General features: G+C 68.1%; 15 protein-coding genes. 14 read left to right on the top strand and 1 reads right to left on the bottom strand.

The genetic code is table 11. The features are described 5' to 3' along the window. The first annotated feature begins 73 nt into the window (after positions 1-73). From nuoE to J2126_RS01760, 14 genes are all read left to right on the top strand, one after another. Complete coding sequence (nuoE, locus tag J2126_RS01825) at positions 74-976, top strand: NADH-quinone oxidoreductase subunit NuoE (RefSeq protein ID WP_245327177.1); 903 nt, start codon at positions 74-76, stop codon at positions 974-976. Positions 977-981: 5 nt separating this feature from the next. Then, complete coding sequence (gene nuoF / locus J2126_RS01820) at positions 982-2,286, top strand: NADH-quinone oxidoreductase subunit NuoF (RefSeq protein WP_029558860.1); 1,305 nt, start codon at positions 982-984, stop codon at positions 2,284-2,286. Between the two features lie 117 nt (positions 2,287-2,403). Continuing rightward, a complete protein-coding gene (gene nuoG / locus J2126_RS01815) occupies positions 2,404-4,482 on the top strand; it encodes an NADH-quinone oxidoreductase subunit NuoG (RefSeq protein ID WP_209489744.1) in 2,079 nt (692 codons plus the stop codon). 50 nt (positions 4,483-4,532) lie between these two features. Further along, positions 4,533-5,552, top strand: a complete 1,020-nt coding sequence (gene nuoH, locus J2126_RS01810; protein WP_209483418.1) for an NADH-quinone oxidoreductase subunit NuoH — start codon at positions 4,533-4,535, stop codon at positions 5,550-5,552. A 43-nt stretch (positions 5,553-5,595) separates the two neighbouring features. Beyond that, entirely contained in the window at positions 5,596-6,084 is a 489-nt protein-coding gene (nuoI, locus tag J2126_RS01805) for an NADH-quinone oxidoreductase subunit NuoI (protein WP_024278573.1), read from the top strand. 198 nt (positions 6,085-6,282) lie between these two features. Then, complete coding sequence (locus J2126_RS01800; protein ID WP_209483416.1) at positions 6,283-6,891, top strand: NADH-quinone oxidoreductase subunit J; 609 nt, start codon at positions 6,283-6,285, stop codon at positions 6,889-6,891. An 11-nt stretch (positions 6,892-6,902) separates the two neighbouring features. Then, positions 6,903-7,211, top strand: coding sequence for an NADH-quinone oxidoreductase subunit NuoK (gene nuoK / locus J2126_RS01795; protein ID WP_024278575.1), 309 nt, complete (start codon positions 6,903-6,905; stop codon positions 7,209-7,211). Positions 7,212-7,215: 4 nt separating this feature from the next. After that, positions 7,216-9,141, top strand: a complete 1,926-nt coding sequence (gene nuoL, locus J2126_RS01790; protein ID WP_209483414.1) for an NADH-quinone oxidoreductase subunit L — start codon at positions 7,216-7,218, stop codon at positions 9,139-9,141. Positions 9,142-9,143: 2 nt separating this feature from the next. After that, positions 9,144-10,655, top strand: coding sequence for an NADH-quinone oxidoreductase subunit M (locus J2126_RS01785; protein WP_209483412.1), 1,512 nt, complete (start codon positions 9,144-9,146; stop codon positions 10,653-10,655). 16 nt (positions 10,656-10,671) lie between these two features. Further along, the gene (gene nuoN, locus J2126_RS01780) at positions 10,672-12,102 is read left to right on the top strand and encodes an NADH-quinone oxidoreductase subunit NuoN (protein ID WP_209483410.1); all 1,431 of its coding nucleotides are present in this window, start codon (positions 10,672-10,674) and stop codon (positions 12,100-12,102) included. 4 nt (positions 12,103-12,106) lie between these two features. Continuing rightward, positions 12,107-12,874: a biotin--[acetyl-CoA-carboxylase] ligase gene (locus J2126_RS01775; protein WP_209483407.1), complete on the top strand. Its 768-nt coding sequence runs from the start codon at positions 12,107-12,109 to the stop codon at positions 12,872-12,874. A gap of 173 nt (positions 12,875-13,047) precedes the next feature. Continuing rightward, the gene (locus J2126_RS01770; RefSeq protein WP_209483405.1) at positions 13,048-14,718 is read left to right on the top strand and encodes a ribonuclease J; all 1,671 of its coding nucleotides are present in this window, start codon (positions 13,048-13,050) and stop codon (positions 14,716-14,718) included. A gap of 173 nt (positions 14,719-14,891) precedes the next feature. Then, the gene (mce, locus tag J2126_RS01765) at positions 14,892-15,296 is read left to right on the top strand and encodes a methylmalonyl-CoA epimerase (RefSeq protein ID WP_209483403.1); all 405 of its coding nucleotides are present in this window, start codon (positions 14,892-14,894) and stop codon (positions 15,294-15,296) included. 98 nt (positions 15,297-15,394) lie between these two features. Then, positions 15,395-15,664 (top strand): DUF1467 family protein, encoded by a 270-nt coding sequence (locus J2126_RS01760; protein ID WP_209483401.1) that lies wholly within the window; start codon positions 15,395-15,397, stop codon positions 15,662-15,664. Between the two features lie 10 nt (positions 15,665-15,674). Here the strand turns inward: J2126_RS01760 and J2126_RS01755 are convergent, their stop codons facing one another. Then, complete coding sequence (locus tag J2126_RS01755) at positions 15,675-19,400, bottom strand: sensor domain-containing protein (RefSeq protein ID WP_209483399.1); 3,726 nt, start codon at positions 19,398-19,400, stop codon at positions 15,675-15,677. Positions 19,401-19,427: the final 27 nt, after the last annotated feature.

The raw sequence follows: 19,427 nt of genomic DNA, 5'->3' as shown, positions 1-19,427 counted from the left end.
GGCCCGCCTTCCGCTCGCCCTTTGCCCGATGCTCGCGTGCGGCCTGCGCGCGGCTTCTTCCGGGATCTGAACCATGTCCGTCCGCCGCCTCGCCGCCGAGCAGCCCGAGAGCTTCAGCTTCCCGCCGGAGCTGGAGGCCATCGCGCAGAAGCTGATCGCCAAGTATCCGGAAGGCCGGCAGGCCAGCGCCGTGGTGCCCCTTCTGTGGGAAACCCAGAAGGCCGCCGGCGGCTGGCTGCCCGAGCCCGCCATTCGCGCGGTCGCCGAGCGCCTCGGCATGGCGAACATCCGCGTGCTGGAGATTGCCACCTTCTACACCATGTTCAACCTTGAGCCGGTGGGGAAGTATTTCGTGCAGCTGTGCGGCACCACGCCCTGCATGCTGCGCGGCGCGGAAGCCATCAAGCACGTCTGCGAGAAGAAGATCGGCCATGAGCGGCACGTGTCCGCCGACGGCACCTTCTCATGGCTTGAGGTGGAGTGCCTCGGCGCCTGCACCAATGCGCCCATGGTGCAGATCAACGACGATTATTACGAAGACCTGACCCCCGAGACTTTCGAGAAGCTGCTCGACGATCTCGCCGCCGGCCGCCCGGTGAAGGTGGGGCCGCAGAATTCCCGCAGGGGCTCCGAGCCCGAGGGCGGCCCGCGCGTGCTGCTCGATCCCGCGCTCTATGCCTTCGCCACCACCGTGCCCGGCACCGAGCCGTCCGCGCCCGACGCGCCGGCTCCGGCTGCGGCCACCGCCGAGACGCCCGATCTCCTCTCCGCCGGCCGTCACCGTGCCGCCGAGGGAAGCCCGGCCGATCCCATGGGCGCCGTCGCGGCGGCCCAGGAGAAGGCGGCCGACGGCGCCGACACCCGCGAGAAGCGCGAGGCCGTCGCCGCGGAGGCGCAGGCCTCCAGCCCGTCCGTTACAGGTTCCGACCGTGAGCCGGTGAAGACCGGCACCGGCGTGCGCGATCCGGAGGAGTGAGGCCCATGCTCGCCGACAAGGACCGCATCTTCACCAATCTCTACGGCTTCCACGACTTCGGTCTTCAGGGCGCCCTCAAGCGTGGCAACTGGGACGGCACCAAGGCCATCCTGGAGAAGGGCCGCGACTGGATCATCAACGAGATGAAGGCGTCGGGCCTGCGCGGCCGCGGCGGCGCCGGCTTCTCCACGGGCATGAAGTGGTCCTTCATGCCCAAGCAGTCCGATGGCCGCCCCCACTATCTCGTGGTGAACGCCGACGAATCCGAGCCCGGCACCTGCAAGGACCGGGAGATCATGCGCAACGATCCGCACACGCTGATCGAGGGCTGCCTGATCGCCTCCTTCGCCATGGGCGCCCACGCCGCCTACATCTACATCCGCGGCGAATACATCTTCGAGCGCGAGCGCCTGCAGGCGGCGGTGGACCAGGCCTATGAGGCGCGCCTCATCGGCAAGGACAACGTCCACGGCTATCCCTTCGATCTCTACGTGCATCACGGCGCCGGCGCCTATATCTGCGGCGAGGAGACCGCGCTGCTGGAGAGCCTCGAGGGCAAGAAGGGCATGCCGCGCCTGAAGCCCCCGTTCCCCGCGAACATGGGCCTCTATGGCTGCCCCACCACGGTGAACAACGTGGAGAGCATCGCGGTCGCCCCCACCATCCTGCGGCGCGGCGCGGCCTGGTTCTCCTCCATCGGCCGGCCGAACAACGTGGGCACCAAGCTGTTCAGCCTCGCCGGCCACGTCAACACGCCCTGCGTGATCGAGGAGGCCATGAGCATCCCCTTCAAGGAGCTCGTGGAGAAGCATGGCGGCGGCATCCGTGGCGGATGGGACAATCTGCTCGGCATCATCCCCGGCGGCGCGTCCTGCCCGGTGATCCCCGGCGAGCAGTGCGAAGACCTCATCATGGACTTCGACGGCACCCGCGCGGTGAAGTCGTCCTTCGGCACCGCCGGCGTGCTGGTGATGGACAAGTCCACCGACATCATCAAGGCCATCGCCCGCATCTCCGCCTTCTTCAAGCATGAGAGCTGCGGCCAGTGCACGCCCTGCCGCGAGGGCACCGGCTGGATGTGGCGGGTGGTCAACCGCATGGCCGAGGGCCGCGCCCAGAAGCGCGAGATCGACCTGCTGCTGGAAGTCACCACCCAGATCGAGGGCCACACCATCTGCGCGCTTGGCGATGCCGCCGCGTGGCCGGTGCAGGGCCTCATCCGGCACTATCGTCATGTGATCGAGGCGCGCATCGACCAGTATGCCGCCAACCCGCATCCGGAACCGGTGGTTCCGGTGGCGGCGGAGTGAAGAGCACCCCGCCGGGCGCGCCGACGCGACGGGCGGGGAGGGGAGTTGTCTCAGGGAGCGGACGCCGTGCGTCCGGCTCCGGCCGCGCCCGGCGCGGTTCAAGGTGAGGTGGAAGTGATGGCGAAGATCGTCGTCGACGGAACCGAGGTCGATGTACCTGCCGAATACACGCTGCTCCAGGCGTGCGAGGCGGCGGGCGTCGAGATTCCGCGCTTCTGCTTCCATGAGCGGCTGTCCATCGCGGGCAACTGCCGCATGTGCCTGGTGGAAGTGAAGGGCGGTCCGCCCAAGCCCACGGCGTCCTGCGCCATGGCGGTGAAGGACCTGCGCCCCGGCCCCAACGGCGAGCCGCCCGTGGTGCTCACCAAGAGCCCCATGGTGAAGAAGGCCCGCGAAGGGGTGATGGAGTTCCTGCTCATCAACCACCCGCTGGATTGCCCGATCTGCGATCAGGGCGGCGAGTGCGACCTGCAGGACCAGGCGATGGCCTACGGCGCGGACACCTCGCGCTTCGCCGAGAACAAGCGGGCGGTGGAAGACAAATACATCGGCCCGCTGGTCAAGACCTCCATGAACCGGTGCATCCAGTGCACCCGCTGCGTGCGTTTCTCCACCGAAGTTGCCGGCGTGCCGGACCTCGGCGCCATCGGCCGCGGCGAGGACATGGAGATCACCACCTATCTCGAGCACGCCATGCGCTCCGAGATGCAGGGCAACGTGGCGGACCTCTGCCCGGTGGGCGCGCTGACCCACAAGCCCTACCAGTTTCATGCCCGGCCGTGGGAACTGGTGAAGACCGAGTCCATCGACGTCATGGATGCGGTCGGCTCCAATATCCGCATCGACACCCGTGGCCGCGAGGTCATGCGCATCCTGCCGCGCAACAACGACCTCGTGAACGAGGAGTGGATCTCCGACAAGTCCCGCTATGTGTGGGACGGCCTGAAGGTCCAGCGGCTCGATCGCCCCTATGTACGCAAGGATGGACGTCTCGTGGCCGCCTCCTGGGGCGAGGCGTTCGCCGCCATCGCCGCCAAGGTGAAGGCCACCACCTCCGCGAAGGTCGGTGCCATCGTCGGCGATCTCGCCAGCGTGGAAGAGGTGTTCGCCCTCAAGACGCTGATGGGCAAGCTCAGCTCCGCCAACATCGACGCGCGCCAGGACGGCGCGAAGCTCGATCCGGCGCTGGGTCGCGCGACCTATGTGTTCAACCCCACCATCGCCGGCATCGAGCAGGCGGACGCCATCCTTCTCGTGGGCACCGACCCGCGTCATGAGGCCTCCGTCATCAATGCGCGCATCCGCAAGCGCTGGCGCCAGGGCGGGCTGAAGGTGGGCCTCATCGGCGCCAAGGTGGACCTCACCTACGCCTATGATTATCTCGGCGCCGGCCCCGACAGCCTTGCCGATCTCGCCGGCTCGTCCGCCTTCGGCGACGTGCTGCGCAAGGCCGAGCGGCCGCTGGTCATCGTCGGCCAGGGCGCGCTGGCGCGGCCGGATGGCGCGGCGGTGCTCTCGCTGGCCGCCCGCGTGGCGGTTGCGGTGGGCGCGGTGAAGGACGGCTGGAACGGCTTCGGCGTGCTGCACACCGCGGCTTCCCGCGTCGGCGCGCTCGATGTGGGCGCGGTGCCCGGGCCCGGCGGGCTGGACGTTGCGGCCATGACCGCCCCCGGCGCGCTGGACGTGGCCTTCCTGATGGGCGCGGACGAGGTGGAGGTCGCCCCCGGCGCCTTCGTCGTCTATCTCGGCACCCATGGCGATCGCGGCGCCCACCGGGCGGACGTGATCCTGCCCGGCGCCGCCTATCCCGAGAAGTCGGGCATCTATGTGAACACGGAAGGCCGGGTGCAGTTCGCCAACCGCGCCGCCTTCCCGCCCGGCGAGGCGCGCGAGGACTGGGCGATCCTGCGGGCGCTGTCCGAGGTGCTGGGCCAGACGCTGCCCTTCGACAACATGCAGGCACTGCGCGCGCAGCTCGTTTCGGCCTATCCCCACCTCGGCCATATCGACGAGGCGGCGGTGGCGGACGCGGGCGCGGTGGCGACCCTTGCGGGCGCCGGCGGCAGCGTGGACAAGGCGGCGTTCGCGCCGGTGATCGAGGACTTCTTCCTCACCAACCCCATCGCGCGGGCTTCCGCCGTGATGGCCGAATGCTCCGCGCTGCGCCTTGCGGCGGCGGCGGAAGCGGCGGAGTAGGCGATGGGCACGGTGAACCGGACGGCTGCGAGCTTCACGGAAACGCGGACATGAACTGGCAGGACACCCTCATCCAGGTGCTCATCATCCTCGGGCAGAGCCTCGCGCTGCTCGTGGCGCTCCTGATCTTCATCGCCTTCATCCTGCTGGCGGACCGCAAGATCTGGGCGGCGGTGCAACTGCGCCGCGGTCCCAACGTGGTGGGGCCGTTCGGCCTCCTGCAATCCTTCGCCGACCTTCTGAAGTTCGTGCTGAAGGAGCCGACCATCCCGTCGGGCTCCAACAAGGCGATCTTCCTGCTCGCCCCGCTCGTCACCTGCGTGCTCGCGCTCGCCGCCTGGGCGGTGGTGCCCATCGCGCCGGGCTGGGTGATCGCGGACCTCAACGTCGGCGTGCTCTACATCTTCGCCATCTCGTCGCTCGGCGTGTACGGCATCATCATGGGCGGCTGGGCTTCGAACTCGAAGTACCCCTTCCTCGCCGCGCTCCGCTCGGCGGCGCAGATGGTGTCCTACGAGGTCTCCATCGGCTTCGTCATCATCACCGTGCTGATGTGCGCCGGCTCGCTGAACCTCTCCGAGATTGTCGAGGCGCAGAACGGCCGCTTCGGCTTCCTCGGCTGGTACTGGCTGCCGCTGCTGCCCATGTTCGTCATCTTCTTCGTGTCGGCGCTGGCCGAGACGAACCGCCCGCCCTTCGACCTCGTGGAAGCGGAATCGGAGCTGGTGGCGGGCTTCATGACGGAATACGGCTCGACCCCCTACCTGCTGTTCATGCTGGGCGAGTACGTGGCCATCATGACCATGTGCGCCATGGGGACCATCCTGTTCCTCGGCGGCTGGCTCTCGCCCATCCCGTTCGCGCCCTTCACCTGGGTGCCGGGGCTGGTGTGGTTCGTCATCAAGCTCTGCTTCATGTTCTTCCTGTTCGCGATGGCCAAGGCCATGGTGCCCCGCTATCGCTACGACCAGCTCATGCGGCTCGGCTGGAAGGTGTTCCTGCCGATCTCCCTCGTCGCCGTGGTGGTGGTCGCGGGCGTGCTGCACTTCACTGGGACGGCACCGCGATGAACCGTCCCTCCACCCTTCCGCACAGCCTTCGGGGAGAGCGCCTGTGAAGCTCGATCAGGCCGCGCGCGCCATCTTTCTCACGGAGCTCGTCTCGGGCTTCTTCCTCGCCATGCGCTATTTCTTCAAGCCCAAGGCGACGCTGAACTATCCCTTCGAGAAGGGCCCGCTCTCGCCGCGTTTCCGCGGCGAGCATGCCCTGCGCCGCTATCCCAACGGGGAAGAGCGCTGCATCGCCTGCAAGCTGTGCGAGGCCATCTGCCCGGCGCAGGCCATCACCATCGAGGCCGGCCCGCGCCGCAACGACGGGACGCGCCGCACGACGCGTTACGACATCGACATGGTGAAGTGCATCTATTGCGGCTTCTGCCAGGAGGCATGCCCGGTGGATGCGATCGTCGAGGGACCGAACTTCGAGTTCGCCACCGAGACGCGCGAGGAACTTTACTACGACAAGGAAAAGCTGCTCGCGAACGGCGACCGGTGGGAGCGCGAGATCGCGCGGTCCATCGCACTCGATGCGCCCTACCGCTGAGCGGCGAGACGAACACGGCCGGCATCCTGCCGGTCTTCTGGAACGGGACCGGCGACGTGCGGCAACGCGCGGCGCCACAGATTGGACTTTCGGGATGCGTCGGGTTTTCGGGATGCGTCAGCACATCACAGGGGCCGGCCGCCTTGCGGGGCCGGACATGACCGGCGCTGGCGCGCCGCGGGCAGGGGGGCTACGCGCATGAGCGTCGCGGCAGCGTTTTTCTATCTCTTCGCCTTCGTGCTGGTGGCGTCCGCCTTCATGGTGATCTCCTCCCGCAACCCGGTGCAGTCGGTTCTGTTCCTCATCCTCGCGTTCGTGAACGCGGCGGGCCTCTTCATCCTCATCGGCGCCGAGTTCCTCGCGCTGATCCTGGTGGTGGTCTATGTGGGCGCGGTGGCGGTGCTCTTCCTCTTCGTCGTGATGATGCTCGACGTGGATTTCGTGGAGCTGCGCCAGGGCTTCCTGCAGTACCTGCCGGTTGGCGTGGTGGTGGGCCTCATCTTCCTCGCCGAGCTGGTGCTGGTGGTGGGCGCCTGGGCGACCGGGCCGGGGGTCGCCTCCGCGGTCCAGTCCGCGCCGGGCGGCATCGCCACCGAGAGCAACGTGCGCGCCATCGCGGCCGTGCTCTACACGGATTACATCTACTTCTTCCAGGCCGCCGGCTTCGTGCTGCTCGTCGCCATGATCGGCGCCATCGTGCTCACGCTGCGCCACAAGGTGAACGTGCGCCGGCAGAACATCACGGCTCAGGTGACGCGCTCCTCCACCATCGAGGTGGTGAAGGTGCGTCCCGGCCAGGGCCTCTGAGGGGGATGGGCATGGACATCGGTCTCTCCCACTATCTGACCGTCGCGGCGATCCTGTTCACGCTCGGGACGCTCGGCATCTTCCTCAACCGGAAGAACGTCATCGTCATCCTTATGTCGGTGGAGCTGATCCTGCTCGCCGTGAACATCAACCTCGTCTCGTTCTCCGCCTTCCTCGGGAATCTGACGGGCCAGGTGTTCGCGCTGCTCGTGCTCACCGTCGCCGCAGCCGAGGCGGCCATCGGCCTCGCCATCCTCGTGGTGTTCTACCGCAACCGCGGTTCGATCGCCGTCGAGGACATCAACGCCATGAAGGGCTGAGGCCATGTATCAGGCGATTGTCTTCCTCCCCCTTCTCGGCTTCCTCATCGCCGGCCTGTTCGGCAAGAAGATCGGTGACCGCGCCAGCGAGGTGGTGACCACCTCGTTCCTGTTCGTCGCGTGCCTGCTCGCCTGGATCGCCTTCTTCGCGGTCGGCTTCGGCGACCACGACACCCGCGTGCAGGTGATGAAGTGGATCTACGTGGGCGACCTCAAGGTCGACTGGGCGTTCCGCATCGACACCATGACGGTGATCATGCTGATCGTCGTCACCACCGTGTCCTCGCTCGTCCACCTCTACTCCATCGGCTACATGCACGAGGACCCGAGCCGGCCGCGCTTCTTCGCCTATCTGTCGCTGTTCACCTTCGCCATGCTCATGCTGGTGACGGCGGACAACCTGCTCCAGCTGTTCTTCGGCTGGGAGGGCGTGGGCCTCGCCTCCTATCTGCTCATCGGCTTCTGGTACGAGAAGCCCTCGGCCAACGCGGCGGCCATGAAGGCCTTCGTGGTGAACCGCGTGGGCGACTTCGGCTTCATGCTGGGCATCTTCGCCATCTTCGTGATGACCGGCTCCATCGCCTTCGAGGAGGTGTTCGCCGCCGCCCCGGGCCTTGCGGGCAAGACCATCTCCTTCCTCGGCCACAATTGGGATGCGCCGACCGTCATCGCGCTGCTGCTGTTCGTCGGCGCGTGCGGCAAGTCGGCCCAGTTCCTGCTGCACACCTGGCTGCCGGACGCGATGGAAGGACCGACCCCGGTCTCCGCCCTCATCCACGCCGCCACCATGGTGACGGCCGGCGTGTTCATGGTGGCGCGCATGTCGCCCATCTTCGAATTGTCGCAGACCGCGCTCAACGTGGTGATGCTGGTGGGCGCGACCACCGCCTTCTTCGCCGCCACGGTCGGCCTGGTGCAGAACGACATCAAGAAGGTGATCGCCTATTCCACCTGCTCCCAGCTCGGCTACATGTTCGTGGCCATGGGCGCGGGCGCCTATTCCATCGGAATGTTCCACCTGCTCACGCACGCCTTCTTCAAGGCGCTGCTCTTCCTCGGTGCCGGCTCGGTCATCCACGCCATGCACCATGAGCAGGACATGCGGCACATGGGCGGCCTGAGGAAGAAGATCCCCTTCACCTACTGGACGATGGTGATCGGCACGCTGGCCATCACCGGCTTCCCGTTCCTCGCCGGCTATTACTCCAAGGACGCCATCATCGAGGCGGCCTATGCGAGCCACAACTATTTCCACGTCTACGGCTACTGGATGACCGTGATCGCCGCGGCGCTCACCGCCTTCTACTCGTGGCGTCTCATCTTCCTCACCTTCTGGGGTCACCCGCACGACCATCATCATTATGAGGCCGCGCACGAGAGCCCGCTGGTGATGACCATTCCGCTCGGCGTGCTCTCGCTGGGCGCGCTGTTCGCCGGCATCGCCTTCAAGAACATCTTCGTGGGCGAGGGCGTGGAGCACTTCTTCCGCCACTCCATCTTCATGGGCGCGGAGAACCATATCCTGCACGCCATGCACGACATCCCCGGCTGGGCGGCCTTCGCTCCCACGGTGATGATGGTGGTGGGCTCGCTGTTCGCCATCTGGTTCTACATCGTGAACCCGAAGGTGCCGGCGCAGCTCGCGAAGTCGCAGGACGCGCTGTACCAGTTCCTGCTGAACAAGTGGTACTTCGACGAGATCTACAACTTCCTCTTTGTGCGTCCGACGCTCTGGCTCGGCCGCACCCTGTGGAAGCGCGGTGACGGCACCATCATCGACGGGCTGGGCCCGGATGGCGTCTCCGCCCGCGTGCTCGACATCACCCGCGGGGTGGTGCGGTTGCAGACCGGCTACCTCTACCATTACGCCTTCGTGATGCTGATCGGCGTCGCGGCCCTCATCACCTGGTTCATGTTCGCCGGAGTGTGACGATGACCGACTGGCCCATCCTCTCCGTCGTCACCTTCCTGCCTTTGGTCGGGGCGCTCTTCATCTTCGTGGTGCGGGGCGACGACGAGGTGTCCGCGCGCAACGCCCGCTGGGTGGCGCTGTGGACCACGCTCGTCACCTTCCTGGTGTCGCTGCTGCTGCTGCCGGGCTTCGACGCTTCGGCGCCCGGTTTCCAGTTCGTGGAAAAGAAGGCGTGGCTCGGCGATCTCGCGTCCTATCACATGGGCGTGGACGGCATCTCGCTGCCCTTCGTCATCCTCACCACCTTCCTCATGCCCTTCTGCATCCTCGCCTCCTGGGAGAGCGTGCATAAGCGCGTGAAGGAATACATGATCGCCTTCCTGGTGCTCGAGACCATGATGCTCGGCACCTTCACGGCCCTCGACCTTGTCCTCTTCTACTTCTTCTTCGAGGGCGGCCTCATCCCGATGTTCCTCATCATCGGCGTGTGGGGCGGGCCGCGCCGCATCTACGCGGCCTTCAAGTTCTTCCTCTACACGCTGGCCGGCTCGGTGCTGATGATGCTCGCCATCATGGCCATGTACTGGAAGGCCGGCACGACGGACGTGCCCACCCTGATGCAGTTCGGCTTCCCGTCGGGCATGCAGTTCTGGCTCTGGCTCGCCTTCTTCGCCTCCTTCGCGGTGAAGATGCCCATGTGGCCGGTGCACACCTGGCTGCCCGACGCCCACGTGGAGGCGCCCACCGCCGGCTCTGTCATCCTGGCGGGCGTGCTGCTGAAGATGGGCGGCTACGGCTTCCTGCGCTTCTCGCTGCCCATGTTCCCGGAGGCGAGCCATTATTTCGCGCCTATGGTGTTCACCCTGTCGGTGGTGGCCATCATCTACACCTCGCTCGTCGCGCTGGTGCAGGAGGACATCAAGAAGCTGATCGCCTATTCGTCCATCGCCCACATGGGCTTCGTGACGATGGGCATCTTCGCCATGAACGAGCAGGGCCTGCAGGGCGCCATGTTCCTCATGATCTCCCACGGCTTCGTCTCGGGCGCGCTGTTCCTGTGCGTCGGCGTGATCTACGACCGGCTGCACACCCGCGAGATCGCCGCCTATGGCGGCCTCGTGAAGCGCATGCCGCTCTACGCGACGGTGCTGATGGTGTTCACCATGGCGAACGTGGGCCTGCCGGGCACCTCGGGCTTCGTCGGCGAATTCCTCACCATGCTCGCCGCCTTCGAGCGCAACACCTGGGTCGCCTTCTTCGCGGCCACCGGCGTCATCTTCTCGGCGGCCTACGCGCTCTGGCTCTACTGGCGCGTGGTGTTTGGCCCGCTGGAGAAGGAGAAGCTGAAGTCCATGGCCGACCTCTCGCCCCGCGAGATCGTCATCATGGTCCCGCTGGTGATCCTCACCATCCTGTTCGGCGTGTGGCCCGCGCCCATCCTCAACATGACATCCCATGCGGTGAACGCGGTCGTCGCGCGCACCGATTCCGTGGCGGGCGCGGTGAAGACCGCCCTGCTGCTGAGCTTCTGATTTTCGAGGACGCCTCATGTCGCAGCTCCTGCCTCCCCTCGGCGCGGTCCTGCCGGAACTGGTGCTCGCCGTCTCGGCCATCGTGCTGATCCTCATCGGCGCGTTCCGCGGGGAGGGCTCGGCCAATCTGGTCACCGGGCTTGCCATCGCGGTGCTCGCCGCGGCGGGCGTGCTGGTGCTGCTGCAGCCGGGCACCGAAGTCTCCGCCTTCAACGGCTCGCTGGTGATCGACGCCTTCGGCCGCTTCATGAAGGTGCTGGTCTCCATCGGCGCGCTGGTCTCCCTCATCATGTCGGTGGACTGGCAGGCCCGGGAGAAGCAGGCGAAGTTCGAATATGCGGTGCTGGTGGTGATCGCCACGCTCGGCATGTTCATGCTGGTCTCGGCCGGCGACCTCATCGCCCTCTATCTCGGCCTCGAACTGATGAGCCTCTCGCTCTACGTGGTGGCCGCCATCAATCGCGACTCGGTGCGCTCCACCGAGGCGGGCCTCAAGTATTTCGTCCTCGGCGCGCTCTCCTCGGGCATGCTGCTCTACGGGGCCTCGCTGATCTACGGCTTCACCGGCTCGGTGAACTTCCTGCAGATCGCCGCCGTGGCGAAGGAGCCGAGCATCGGCCTCATCTTCGGCCTCGTGTTCCTGGTGGCGGGCCTGTGCTTCAAGGTGTCGGCCGTGCCGTTCCACATGTGGACGCCGGATGTCTATGAAGGCGCGCCCACCCCGGTCACCGCCTTCTTCGCCTCCGCCCCGAAGGTCGCCGGCATGGCCATCTTCGTGCGCGTGCTCATCGAGGCCTTCCCCCACGTCTCCCACCAGTGGCAGCAGATCGTCGCCTTCGTCTCGCTCGCCTCCATGGTGCTCGGTGCCTTCGCCGCCATCGGCCAGCGCAACATCAAGCGACTGCTCGCCTATTCGTCCATTGGCCACATGGGCTTCGCCCTCGTCGGCCTCGCCGCCGGCACCACCGAGGGGGTGCGCGGCGTGCTGGTCTACATGGCGATCTATCTGATGATGACGCTCGGCACCTTCGCCTGCGTGCTCACCATGCGCCGCAAGGGCCAGGCCGTGGAGACGGTGGAAGACCTCGCCGGTCTTGCCCGCCGCAATCCGCTGATGGCGCTGATGCTGGGCGCGCTGATGTTCTCGCTGGCCGGCATCCCGCCGCTCGCGGGCTTCCTCGCCAAATATTACGTGTTCGTCGCCGCCATCCAGGCCGGCCTCTACGGCCTCGCCGTGGTGGGCGTGCTCGCGTCGGTGGTGGGCGCCTTCTATTACCTGCGGGTCGTCAAGATCATGTATTTCGACGAGCCGGTGGACGCCTTCGACCCCATGCCGACCGAGCTGAAGGCGGTTCTGGGGGTGAGCGGCCTTTTCACGATCTTCTATTTCGTCTATCCCGCTCCTCTCATTGAGGCTGCGAGTGCCGCTGCCCGTTCGCTCTTCTGAGACGATGGCTCATTACGAATTCCAGGGTTCCACGGTTCCCATCGTCCGCTTCACCCAGATCGGCTCCACCAACGCCGAGGGGATGGCGCGCCTGCAGCGCGGCGAGACCTTCCCGGTCTGGCTGGTGTCTGACATCCAGACGGCCGGGCGGGGACGCCGCGGCCGGCCGTGGACGTCCGAGCTGGGCAATCTCTTCGCCACTTTGGTGCTGCCCAATCCGGCGCCGGTGGCGAATCTCGCCCAGCTGTGTTTCGTCGCCGGCCTCGCGCTGCGGGATGCGGTCGTCTCCGCCGCGCCGCAGATCGCGGCCGAGCAGATGAAGCTCAAATGGCCGAACGACCTTCTGATCGATGGCGGCAAGGTGGCCGGCATTCTGGTGGAGGGCGGCACCGACCCGAACGGCCGCCCGGCGGCGGTGATCGGCTTCGGCGTCAACTGCCTGCACCATCCCGAGGACCTGCCCTACAAGGCGACCAGCCTCGAAGCCCTCGGCGCGCCCACCGCGCCCGACCGGATGCTGGAGGCCCTCGACCTGGCCATGGCGGTCCGCCTCAACCAGTGGAACGCCGGCGCCGGCTTCCCCGCCATCCGCTCGGACTGGATGCGTCATGCGCTTGGCATGGGTGACCAGGTAAGCGTGAAGATCGGCGAGCGCGAGGTGGTCGGGCGTTTCGAGAATATCGACACCCGCGGCGCCATGATGCTGCGGCGTCGGGACGGCGTGGCCGAGATCATCACCGCGGGCGATGTCTCCCTCGGCAAGCCCGACTGATCGTCGCGGCCGGGCCCGGAAGGCTTGCATTGCGGGGGCGGGACCCCATCATACGACCGCCCGCCTTTTCCTGAGCCTCGCGTCGCGGGGCTGTTTCTGTTTGGCGCGTCACGCGCTCGCCGGCACGCGCTCGCGCCGGCGCGCCGGGCGCCGCGTTTGGAAGTGACCCCCTGATGGCACCCACGGATGAACTGGTCTTCGCGCCCCTCGGCGGCGTGGGCGAGATCGGAATGAACCTCGGCCTCTATGGCTTCGGCCCGAAGAAGGCGCGGGAATGGCTCGTGGTCGATCTCGGCATGAGCTTCGCGGGGGAGGAGGCGCCGGGCGTGGACCTCGTGCTGCCCGACATCCGCTTCCTCGAAACCGAGCGCAAGAGGATCGCCGGCCTCGTGCTGACCCATGGTCATGAGGACCATATCGGCGCGGTGCTGGACCTATGGCCGCGCCTGAAGTGCCCCATCTACACCACCCGCTTCACTGCCGGCCTTCTGGAAGCGAAGCGGGCCGGCGAGCCGGGCGCGCCCTCCGAACTGCCCATCGAGGTCGTGCGCGCGCGCCAGCCGGTACAGATCGGGCCGTTCAGCGTCGAATTCGTGCCGGTGTCGCACTCCATCCCGGACAGCCACGCCCTCGCCATCCGCACCAAGGCGGGTCTGGTGGTCCATACGGGCGACTGGAAGCTCGACCCGACGCCCCTCGTCGGCGAGGCCACCGACATTGCTCGGCTGAAGGCGCTGGGCGACGAGGGCGTGCGCGCCATCATCTGCGATTCCACCAATGCCATCCGCGACGGCATCTCCCCGTCCGAGGCGGATGTGGGAGCCTCGCTGAAGGCCATCGTCGCCAAGGCGAAGCACCGCATCGCCTTCACCACCTTCTCCTCCAACGTGGCCCGCATCCGCGGCATCGCCGAGGCAGCTTATGCCAACGGGCGCGAGGTGGTGCTGGTGGGCCGGGCGCTGGAGCGCGTCGTCGGCGTCGCCCGTGAGCAGGGGCTGCTGGACGGCATTCCCGCCTTCCGGGGCGCGGATGCCTATGGATACCTGCCGCGCGAGCGCGTGGTGGCCATCCTCACCGGCAGCCAGGGCGAGCCGCGCGCCGCGCTGCGCCGCATCGCCGACGATGATCATCCCGAGATCGCGCTGTCGCCGGGCGACCAGGTGGTGTTTTCCTCGCGCACCATTCCCGGCAACGAGAAGGTGGTGAACCACATCGTCAACGCGCTCATCAAGCGCGGGGTGGAGGTCATCACCGATCGCACCGCCCTCGTCCACGTCTCCGGTCATCCCCGGCGGGGCGAACTGGAGGAGATGTACCGCATGATCCGCCCTGAGGTGGCGATCCCGGTGCATGGCGAGGCGCTGCACCTGCACGAGCACGCGCTGCTCGCCCGCCGCATGGGCGTGCCGGAGGTGGTGAATTGCTATGACGGCAACGTCATCCGCCTCGCCCCCGGCCCGGCCGAGCGGGTGGACGACGTGCCCTTCGGCCGCCTCTACAAGGACGGTCGCCTGCTGCTGGCCGAGGGGGCGCGCGCCATCCCCGAGCGGCGCAAGCTCAGCTATGTGGGCGCCATCTCCATCGCCGTGGCGGTGAACAAGCAGGGCGGCCTCGCGGGCGATCCTTCCGTGGAGATCACCGGCGTGCCGGAGCGCGGGGAGGGCGGTTTGGACATGCTCGATCACGTGCTCGACACGGTGGTCGCCACCCTCGACAACCTTCCCAAGGCCCGCCGCCGCGATCCCGAGGCGCTGGCCGAGAGCCTGGAGCGGGCGGTGCGCTCGGCCGTCAACGCGGCCTGGGGCAAGAAGCCGGTCTGCCACGTCCACGTGCTTGAGGTGTGAGCCTGTCCGGAGGTGCAACCTCCGGACCAAGCCCGCGCGGCGCCTGAGCGGAGCACGCCCAAACAGCCTGCGCGGTGATCGCCTCGCCGCGTGCTGAGCCGAGGCCGCCCAATGGCCGTATTTCTCCGTGCCGCGCCTTGCGCTATGGATCGGTGACGAACCGGAGGGGAAACATGATCGGACGGCTCAATCACGTGGCCATCGCGGTGCGCGACATCGCGGCCGCCTCGGCGCTCTATCGCGACACCCTGGGCGCGGAGGTCTCCGCCGCCGTGCCGCAGGTGGAGCATGGGGTGACCACGGTGTTCGTGACCCTGCCCAACACCAAGATCGAGTTCCTGGAGCCCCTCGGCGCGGATTCGCCGATCGCCAAGTTCCTCGAGCGCAATCCGGACGGCGGCATCCACCACCTGTGCTACGAGGTCGACGACATCATCGTCGCCCGCGACCAGCTCAAGGCCAGCGGTGCCCGCGTGCTCGGCTCGGGCGAGCCGAAGATCGGCGCCCACGGCAAGCCGGTGCTGTTCCTTCACCCCAAGGACTTCAACGGCACGCTGGTGGAACTGGAGCAGGCCTGAGGAACGGCCCGCGCGGCGCCGGTCGCAGACCGGGGCCGATGGCATGAAATTCCCTTCGCGGCGCCGGGACCCTGGCGCCGCCAATCAAGGAAGACGCCGTGTCGGTCGGTGCCGTCGTCGCCATCTATTTCATCGTGTGGTGGGTGAGCCTGTTCGCCGTGCTGCCGTGGGGCGTGCGCTCCCAGGCGGAGAGCGCGGACGTCGTCCCCGGGACCGATCCCGGCGCGCCGGTGCGTCCGCTGATGCTCTACAAGGTGATCGCCACCAGCCTGATCGCGCTCGTCGTCACGGCCGGCATCATCTACCTCATGACCAGCGGCATCATCTCGCTGGAAGATATCCCGATGCCCTTCAAGGTCGGGGAATAGCAGCGTCTCCTCAGTGCAGGGAGGTGCTGCCCGGCGTATTGGTCCGGGGCGCCGGGCCGCGGGGCGCGCCGGGTGTCGGCACCGGCGCCAGAGGGCCGCTGAGCGCGAGGCGCAGCAGGCGCTCCCCGGACACCGCGCGGCTGAACAGGTGACCCTGGCCGAAGTCGCAGCCCCGCGCTTTCAGGAAGTCGTGCTGGCGCGGATCCTCGATGCCTTCCGCCACCACCGAGAAGCCGAGCGCCCGGGCGATGGAGATGATGGCGGTGGCGATCTCCGCGTCTGCCGTGCGCGGCAGGTCGCGCACGAAGCTGCGGTCGATCTTCAGCTTGGAGATGGGGAAACGCTTGAGGTAGGCGAGCGAGGAATAGCCGGTGCCGAAATCGTCGAGGGCGATGCGCACGCCGGTCTCCTTCAGCTGGCGCAGCTTGCGCTCCGCCGCGGCGCGCGCATCGAACAGAAGGTTTTCGGTAATCTCCACCTCCAGCTTGTGCGGCGGCAGGCCGGTGCGGCGCAGCACGTCGTCCACGAACTCGCACAGGGCGCCGCGCTGGAACTGGCGCGGTGACAGGTTCACCGCGATGAAGTCGAGGTCGGCGCCCTTGTCCAGCCATTCGGCCATCTGACGGCAGGCGGCCTCCATCACCCAATTGCCCAGCGGCTCGATCAGGCCGGTTTCCTCGGCGAGGGGAATGAAGCGGTTGGGGGTGACGAGGCCATGGGTGGGACTCTGCCAGCGCACCAGCGCCTCGGTGCCGGCGATGCGGCCAGTGGCGAGGTTCACCACCGGCTGAAAGTTCAGGACGAATTCCTCGCGGGCGAGGGCGCGGCGCAGGTCCGCCTCCATCTCCATGCGCACGCGGGCGCCGCGGGTGAGTGCCTGGGTGTAGAAGGCATAGCCGCCGCGGCCGTGGGACTTGGCTTCCGCGAGCGCCGAATCCGCGTGCTGGAGCAGGGTCGCCGGGGTGTCCGCGTCCTCGGGGAACAGGCTGATGCCGACGCTGGCGCCGAGATAGATTTCGCCGCCCCCTGGCATGGCGAAGGGCCGGCCCATCTCCTGGATGATCCGGTTGGCGACGGTGGCGGCGTCCTCCGGCCCGGCGATGCCCTCCAGGATGATGACGAATTCGTCGCCGCCGTGCCGGCCGAGGGTGGCGCCGCTCTCCAGCCCGTCCTGGATACGCCGGGCGGCCATCTGCAGCACCGCGTCGCCGGCCATGTGGCCGAGGCTGTCGTTGACGGTCTTGAAGCGGTCGAGGTCCAAGAACAGCACGGCGCAGCGCGATCCCGGCCGGCTCAGGGCGAGGTCGAGCAGCGAGGCGATGAGCGTGCGGTTCGGCAGGTCGGTCAGCGGATCGTAATGGGCGAGCCGGTCCAGCTCGAATTCCGAATGCTTGCTCTGGGTGATGTCCTGGAAGGCGCCCACAAAGTTCTGCGCCGCGCCGCTCTCGTCATAGACCGTGGTGATGTTGAGCTGCTGGAGGAAGATTTCCCCATTCTTGCGGCGATTCCAGATCTCGCCCCGCCAGACGCCGGCGGTGGTCAGCTCGCTCCACAGGGCCCGGTAGAAGTCGCGGTCGTGCCGGCCGGAATGGAGCAGGCGCATGTTCTGGCCGAGGATCTCCTCCTCGGCGTAGCCGGTGATGCGCGAGAAGGCGGGATTGACGGCGGATACCTCGGACCTGAGGTTCGTCACCACCAGCCCGTCGTGGGAATTGGCGAACACGGCCGCCGCGAGCCGGAGGTGGCGCTCGGTCTGCTTGGAGCCGGTGATGTCGGCGAGAAGACCCACCGTCCGGCTGATGGCGCCGGCGGCATCGCGGGCGGCGAGACCATGCCAGCGGAAATCGTGATAGGCGCCGTCCGGCCGGCGCAGGCGGATGTCGAGTTCCAGGGTCGGCGACCCGCCCCTGAGGAAGGCCTTCCACGCGGCCGCCACCTTGCGCCGGTCGTCGGCGTGCAGCATCTCGTGCCACGGACGCCGCACGTCCACCGCTTCATCGGGGCCGACGCCGAGCATCTCCCGCGCCCGCTGCGACAGGTAGAGCCGGCCGGTGCGGACGTCGAGATCCCAGACGCCCTGGTCCGAGCCCTTCACCGCGAGGCCGAAGCGCTCCTCGCTCTCGCGCAGGGCCGCCTCGGCGGCGCGCCGGGCGGAGATGTCCTGCGCGACCAGCAGCAGGTGGTCCGCCGCGCCATCCGCATTGCGGACCAGCGAGAAGGTGAAGCCAAGCCAGATCGCCGAGCCGTCCGGGCGCACCACGCTTTCCTCGGTCTCGATCTCGGCGGCCCGTCCGTCGAGGAGGGGGCGGATCACGTCGGCACCCTTGGCTGCGTGGGTCGCCTCCCGCAGCTGCCACAGGCTCAAGCCCGCAAGCGCGTCCGCCGGCCGGCCCAGCATGCGGCAGGCCTTGTCGTTGGCGCGCAGGATGGTGCCGTCGAGGTCGAGGTGGAGGATGCCGGTGGCGGCCTGGTCGAAGGCGGCGCGGAAGCGCGCCTCGGCCTCGCCCACCGCGCGGGCGGCGGTGAGCTCGCGCGCCGCATCGCGCATCCGGGTTTTCTGCAGGAGCCCACGCCCCACCGCCACCGCCAGCAGAAGCAGCGCGCAGGCGAGCGCCGCCGAGAAGAAGGCCGAGGTGCGGGCCCCGCCGAGGATCTCGTCGCGATCCACCTTGAGGACCAGCGCGGACTGTTCGCCGGGAATCGGTACGCGCACCGCCAGAACGGCGCGGCCGGACGGATCGGTGCCCGTCCCGGCACCGACCGCGTTGCCGGTGCCGGCCGCGAAGCTGAAGGGGTCGGCGGCGAATGTCCGGGGCATCGGCGCCGCCTGATCGCGCGAGACCGCCGTGGTGACGCGCACGCCGCCGCGCGGATCCGGCCCCACCAGCAGCGCTTCAGCCGTGCGGGCGGTGCGGAACACCGCCGAGAGCATGGGGTGGGCATCGGGCCGCGCCGGCGATTGCAGGAGCAGCACGCAGCAAGGCTCGTTCGCGGCGTTGCGCACCGGCACGTTCACCAGGAAGGCGAAGCCGCCGGCGCGGCCGGAATCGCGGGGCGGGGGGGCCTCCGCCAACTGGCCTGTGGCCGCCACCTGCCGCACCATCTCCGCCATGTCGGGCCGGCCGGGCTCCGGGCCGGACGACATCACGAAGGCGCCCTTGTTGGTCCACAGCTCGGCACCGACGAAGCCGAAGGCCCGCGCGCTGTCGCCGAGCAGAAGGCGCAGGCGCTCACGCCGTTCGGAGGACGGCTCGGCGTGCCAGCCGGCCACATCGTCGGCGAGGAAGCGGCTCGATCCCAACGCCAGCGCTCCCGTCTCCAGCCGCTGGCGCTCCTGGGCGAGGCTGCGCACCTGAACCTCGGCGAGGGTGGCGAGGAGGCGCCGCGTATCGGTGATCGCCGATTGCACGCTGGCCTGGTAGACGAGCACGGTCACCACGAGAAGAATGGCGCCGAGCCCGAGCAGCAGGAGCACGGCGCGCATGGCGCCTCCGGCGCCCGTGGGCACCGGCAGCGCATGTGCCGTGCCGTTCGCGCTGAACGGGCCTGCGGCCGCGTCGCTCGCCGCGTTTCGCCGGGCGACCAGTCGCGCGGCCATGAAGGCTGCGGCGCCAATGGCGGCGGCGACCACGAGGGCAATGAGGGTGGTCTTGAGCGTCGGCGCGCTGCCGAAACTGCCGGTGGCGATGGCCGGCTGGGCTTCGGCCGCACGGCTCCACATCGCGGCAACCGCCATGATCGCGGTCGCCGCGCGGAACCGCCT

The organism is Xanthobacter flavus, from assembly GCF_017875275.1.
Classification (GTDB): domain Bacteria; phylum Pseudomonadota; class Alphaproteobacteria; order Rhizobiales; family Xanthobacteraceae; genus Xanthobacter; species Xanthobacter flavus_A.
The sequence above is the reverse complement of the archived record's forward strand: the minus strand, read 5'-3'. Positions and strand labels throughout refer to the sequence as shown.

Coding starts and splice junctions, on each gene's coding strand:
- nuoE (WP_245327177.1), top strand. CDS start 74: ATGTCCGTCCGCCGCCTCGCCGCCGAGCAGCCCGAGAGCTTCAGCTTC.
- nuoF (WP_029558860.1), top strand. CDS start 982: ATGCTCGCCGACAAGGACCGCATCTTCACCAATCTCTACGGCTTCCAC.
- nuoG (WP_209489744.1), top strand. CDS start 2,404: ATGGCGAAGATCGTCGTCGACGGAACCGAGGTCGATGTACCTGCCGAA.
- nuoH (WP_209483418.1), top strand. CDS start 4,533: ATGAACTGGCAGGACACCCTCATCCAGGTGCTCATCATCCTCGGGCAG.
- J2126_RS01800 (WP_209483416.1), top strand. CDS start 6,283: ATGAGCGTCGCGGCAGCGTTTTTCTATCTCTTCGCCTTCGTGCTGGTG.
- nuoK (WP_024278575.1), top strand. CDS start 6,903: ATGGACATCGGTCTCTCCCACTATCTGACCGTCGCGGCGATCCTGTTC.
- nuoL (WP_209483414.1), top strand. CDS start 7,216: ATGTATCAGGCGATTGTCTTCCTCCCCCTTCTCGGCTTCCTCATCGCC.
- J2126_RS01785 (WP_209483412.1), top strand. CDS start 9,144: ATGACCGACTGGCCCATCCTCTCCGTCGTCACCTTCCTGCCTTTGGTC.
- nuoN (WP_209483410.1), top strand. CDS start 10,672: ATGTCGCAGCTCCTGCCTCCCCTCGGCGCGGTCCTGCCGGAACTGGTG.
- J2126_RS01775 (WP_209483407.1), top strand. CDS start 12,107: ATGGCTCATTACGAATTCCAGGGTTCCACGGTTCCCATCGTCCGCTTC.
- J2126_RS01770 (WP_209483405.1), top strand. CDS start 13,048: ATGGCACCCACGGATGAACTGGTCTTCGCGCCCCTCGGCGGCGTGGGC.
- mce (WP_209483403.1), top strand. CDS start 14,892: ATGATCGGACGGCTCAATCACGTGGCCATCGCGGTGCGCGACATCGCG.
- J2126_RS01755 (WP_209483399.1), bottom strand. CDS start 19,400: ATGGCGGTTGCCGCGATGTGGAGCCGTGCGGCCGAAGCCCAGCCGGCC.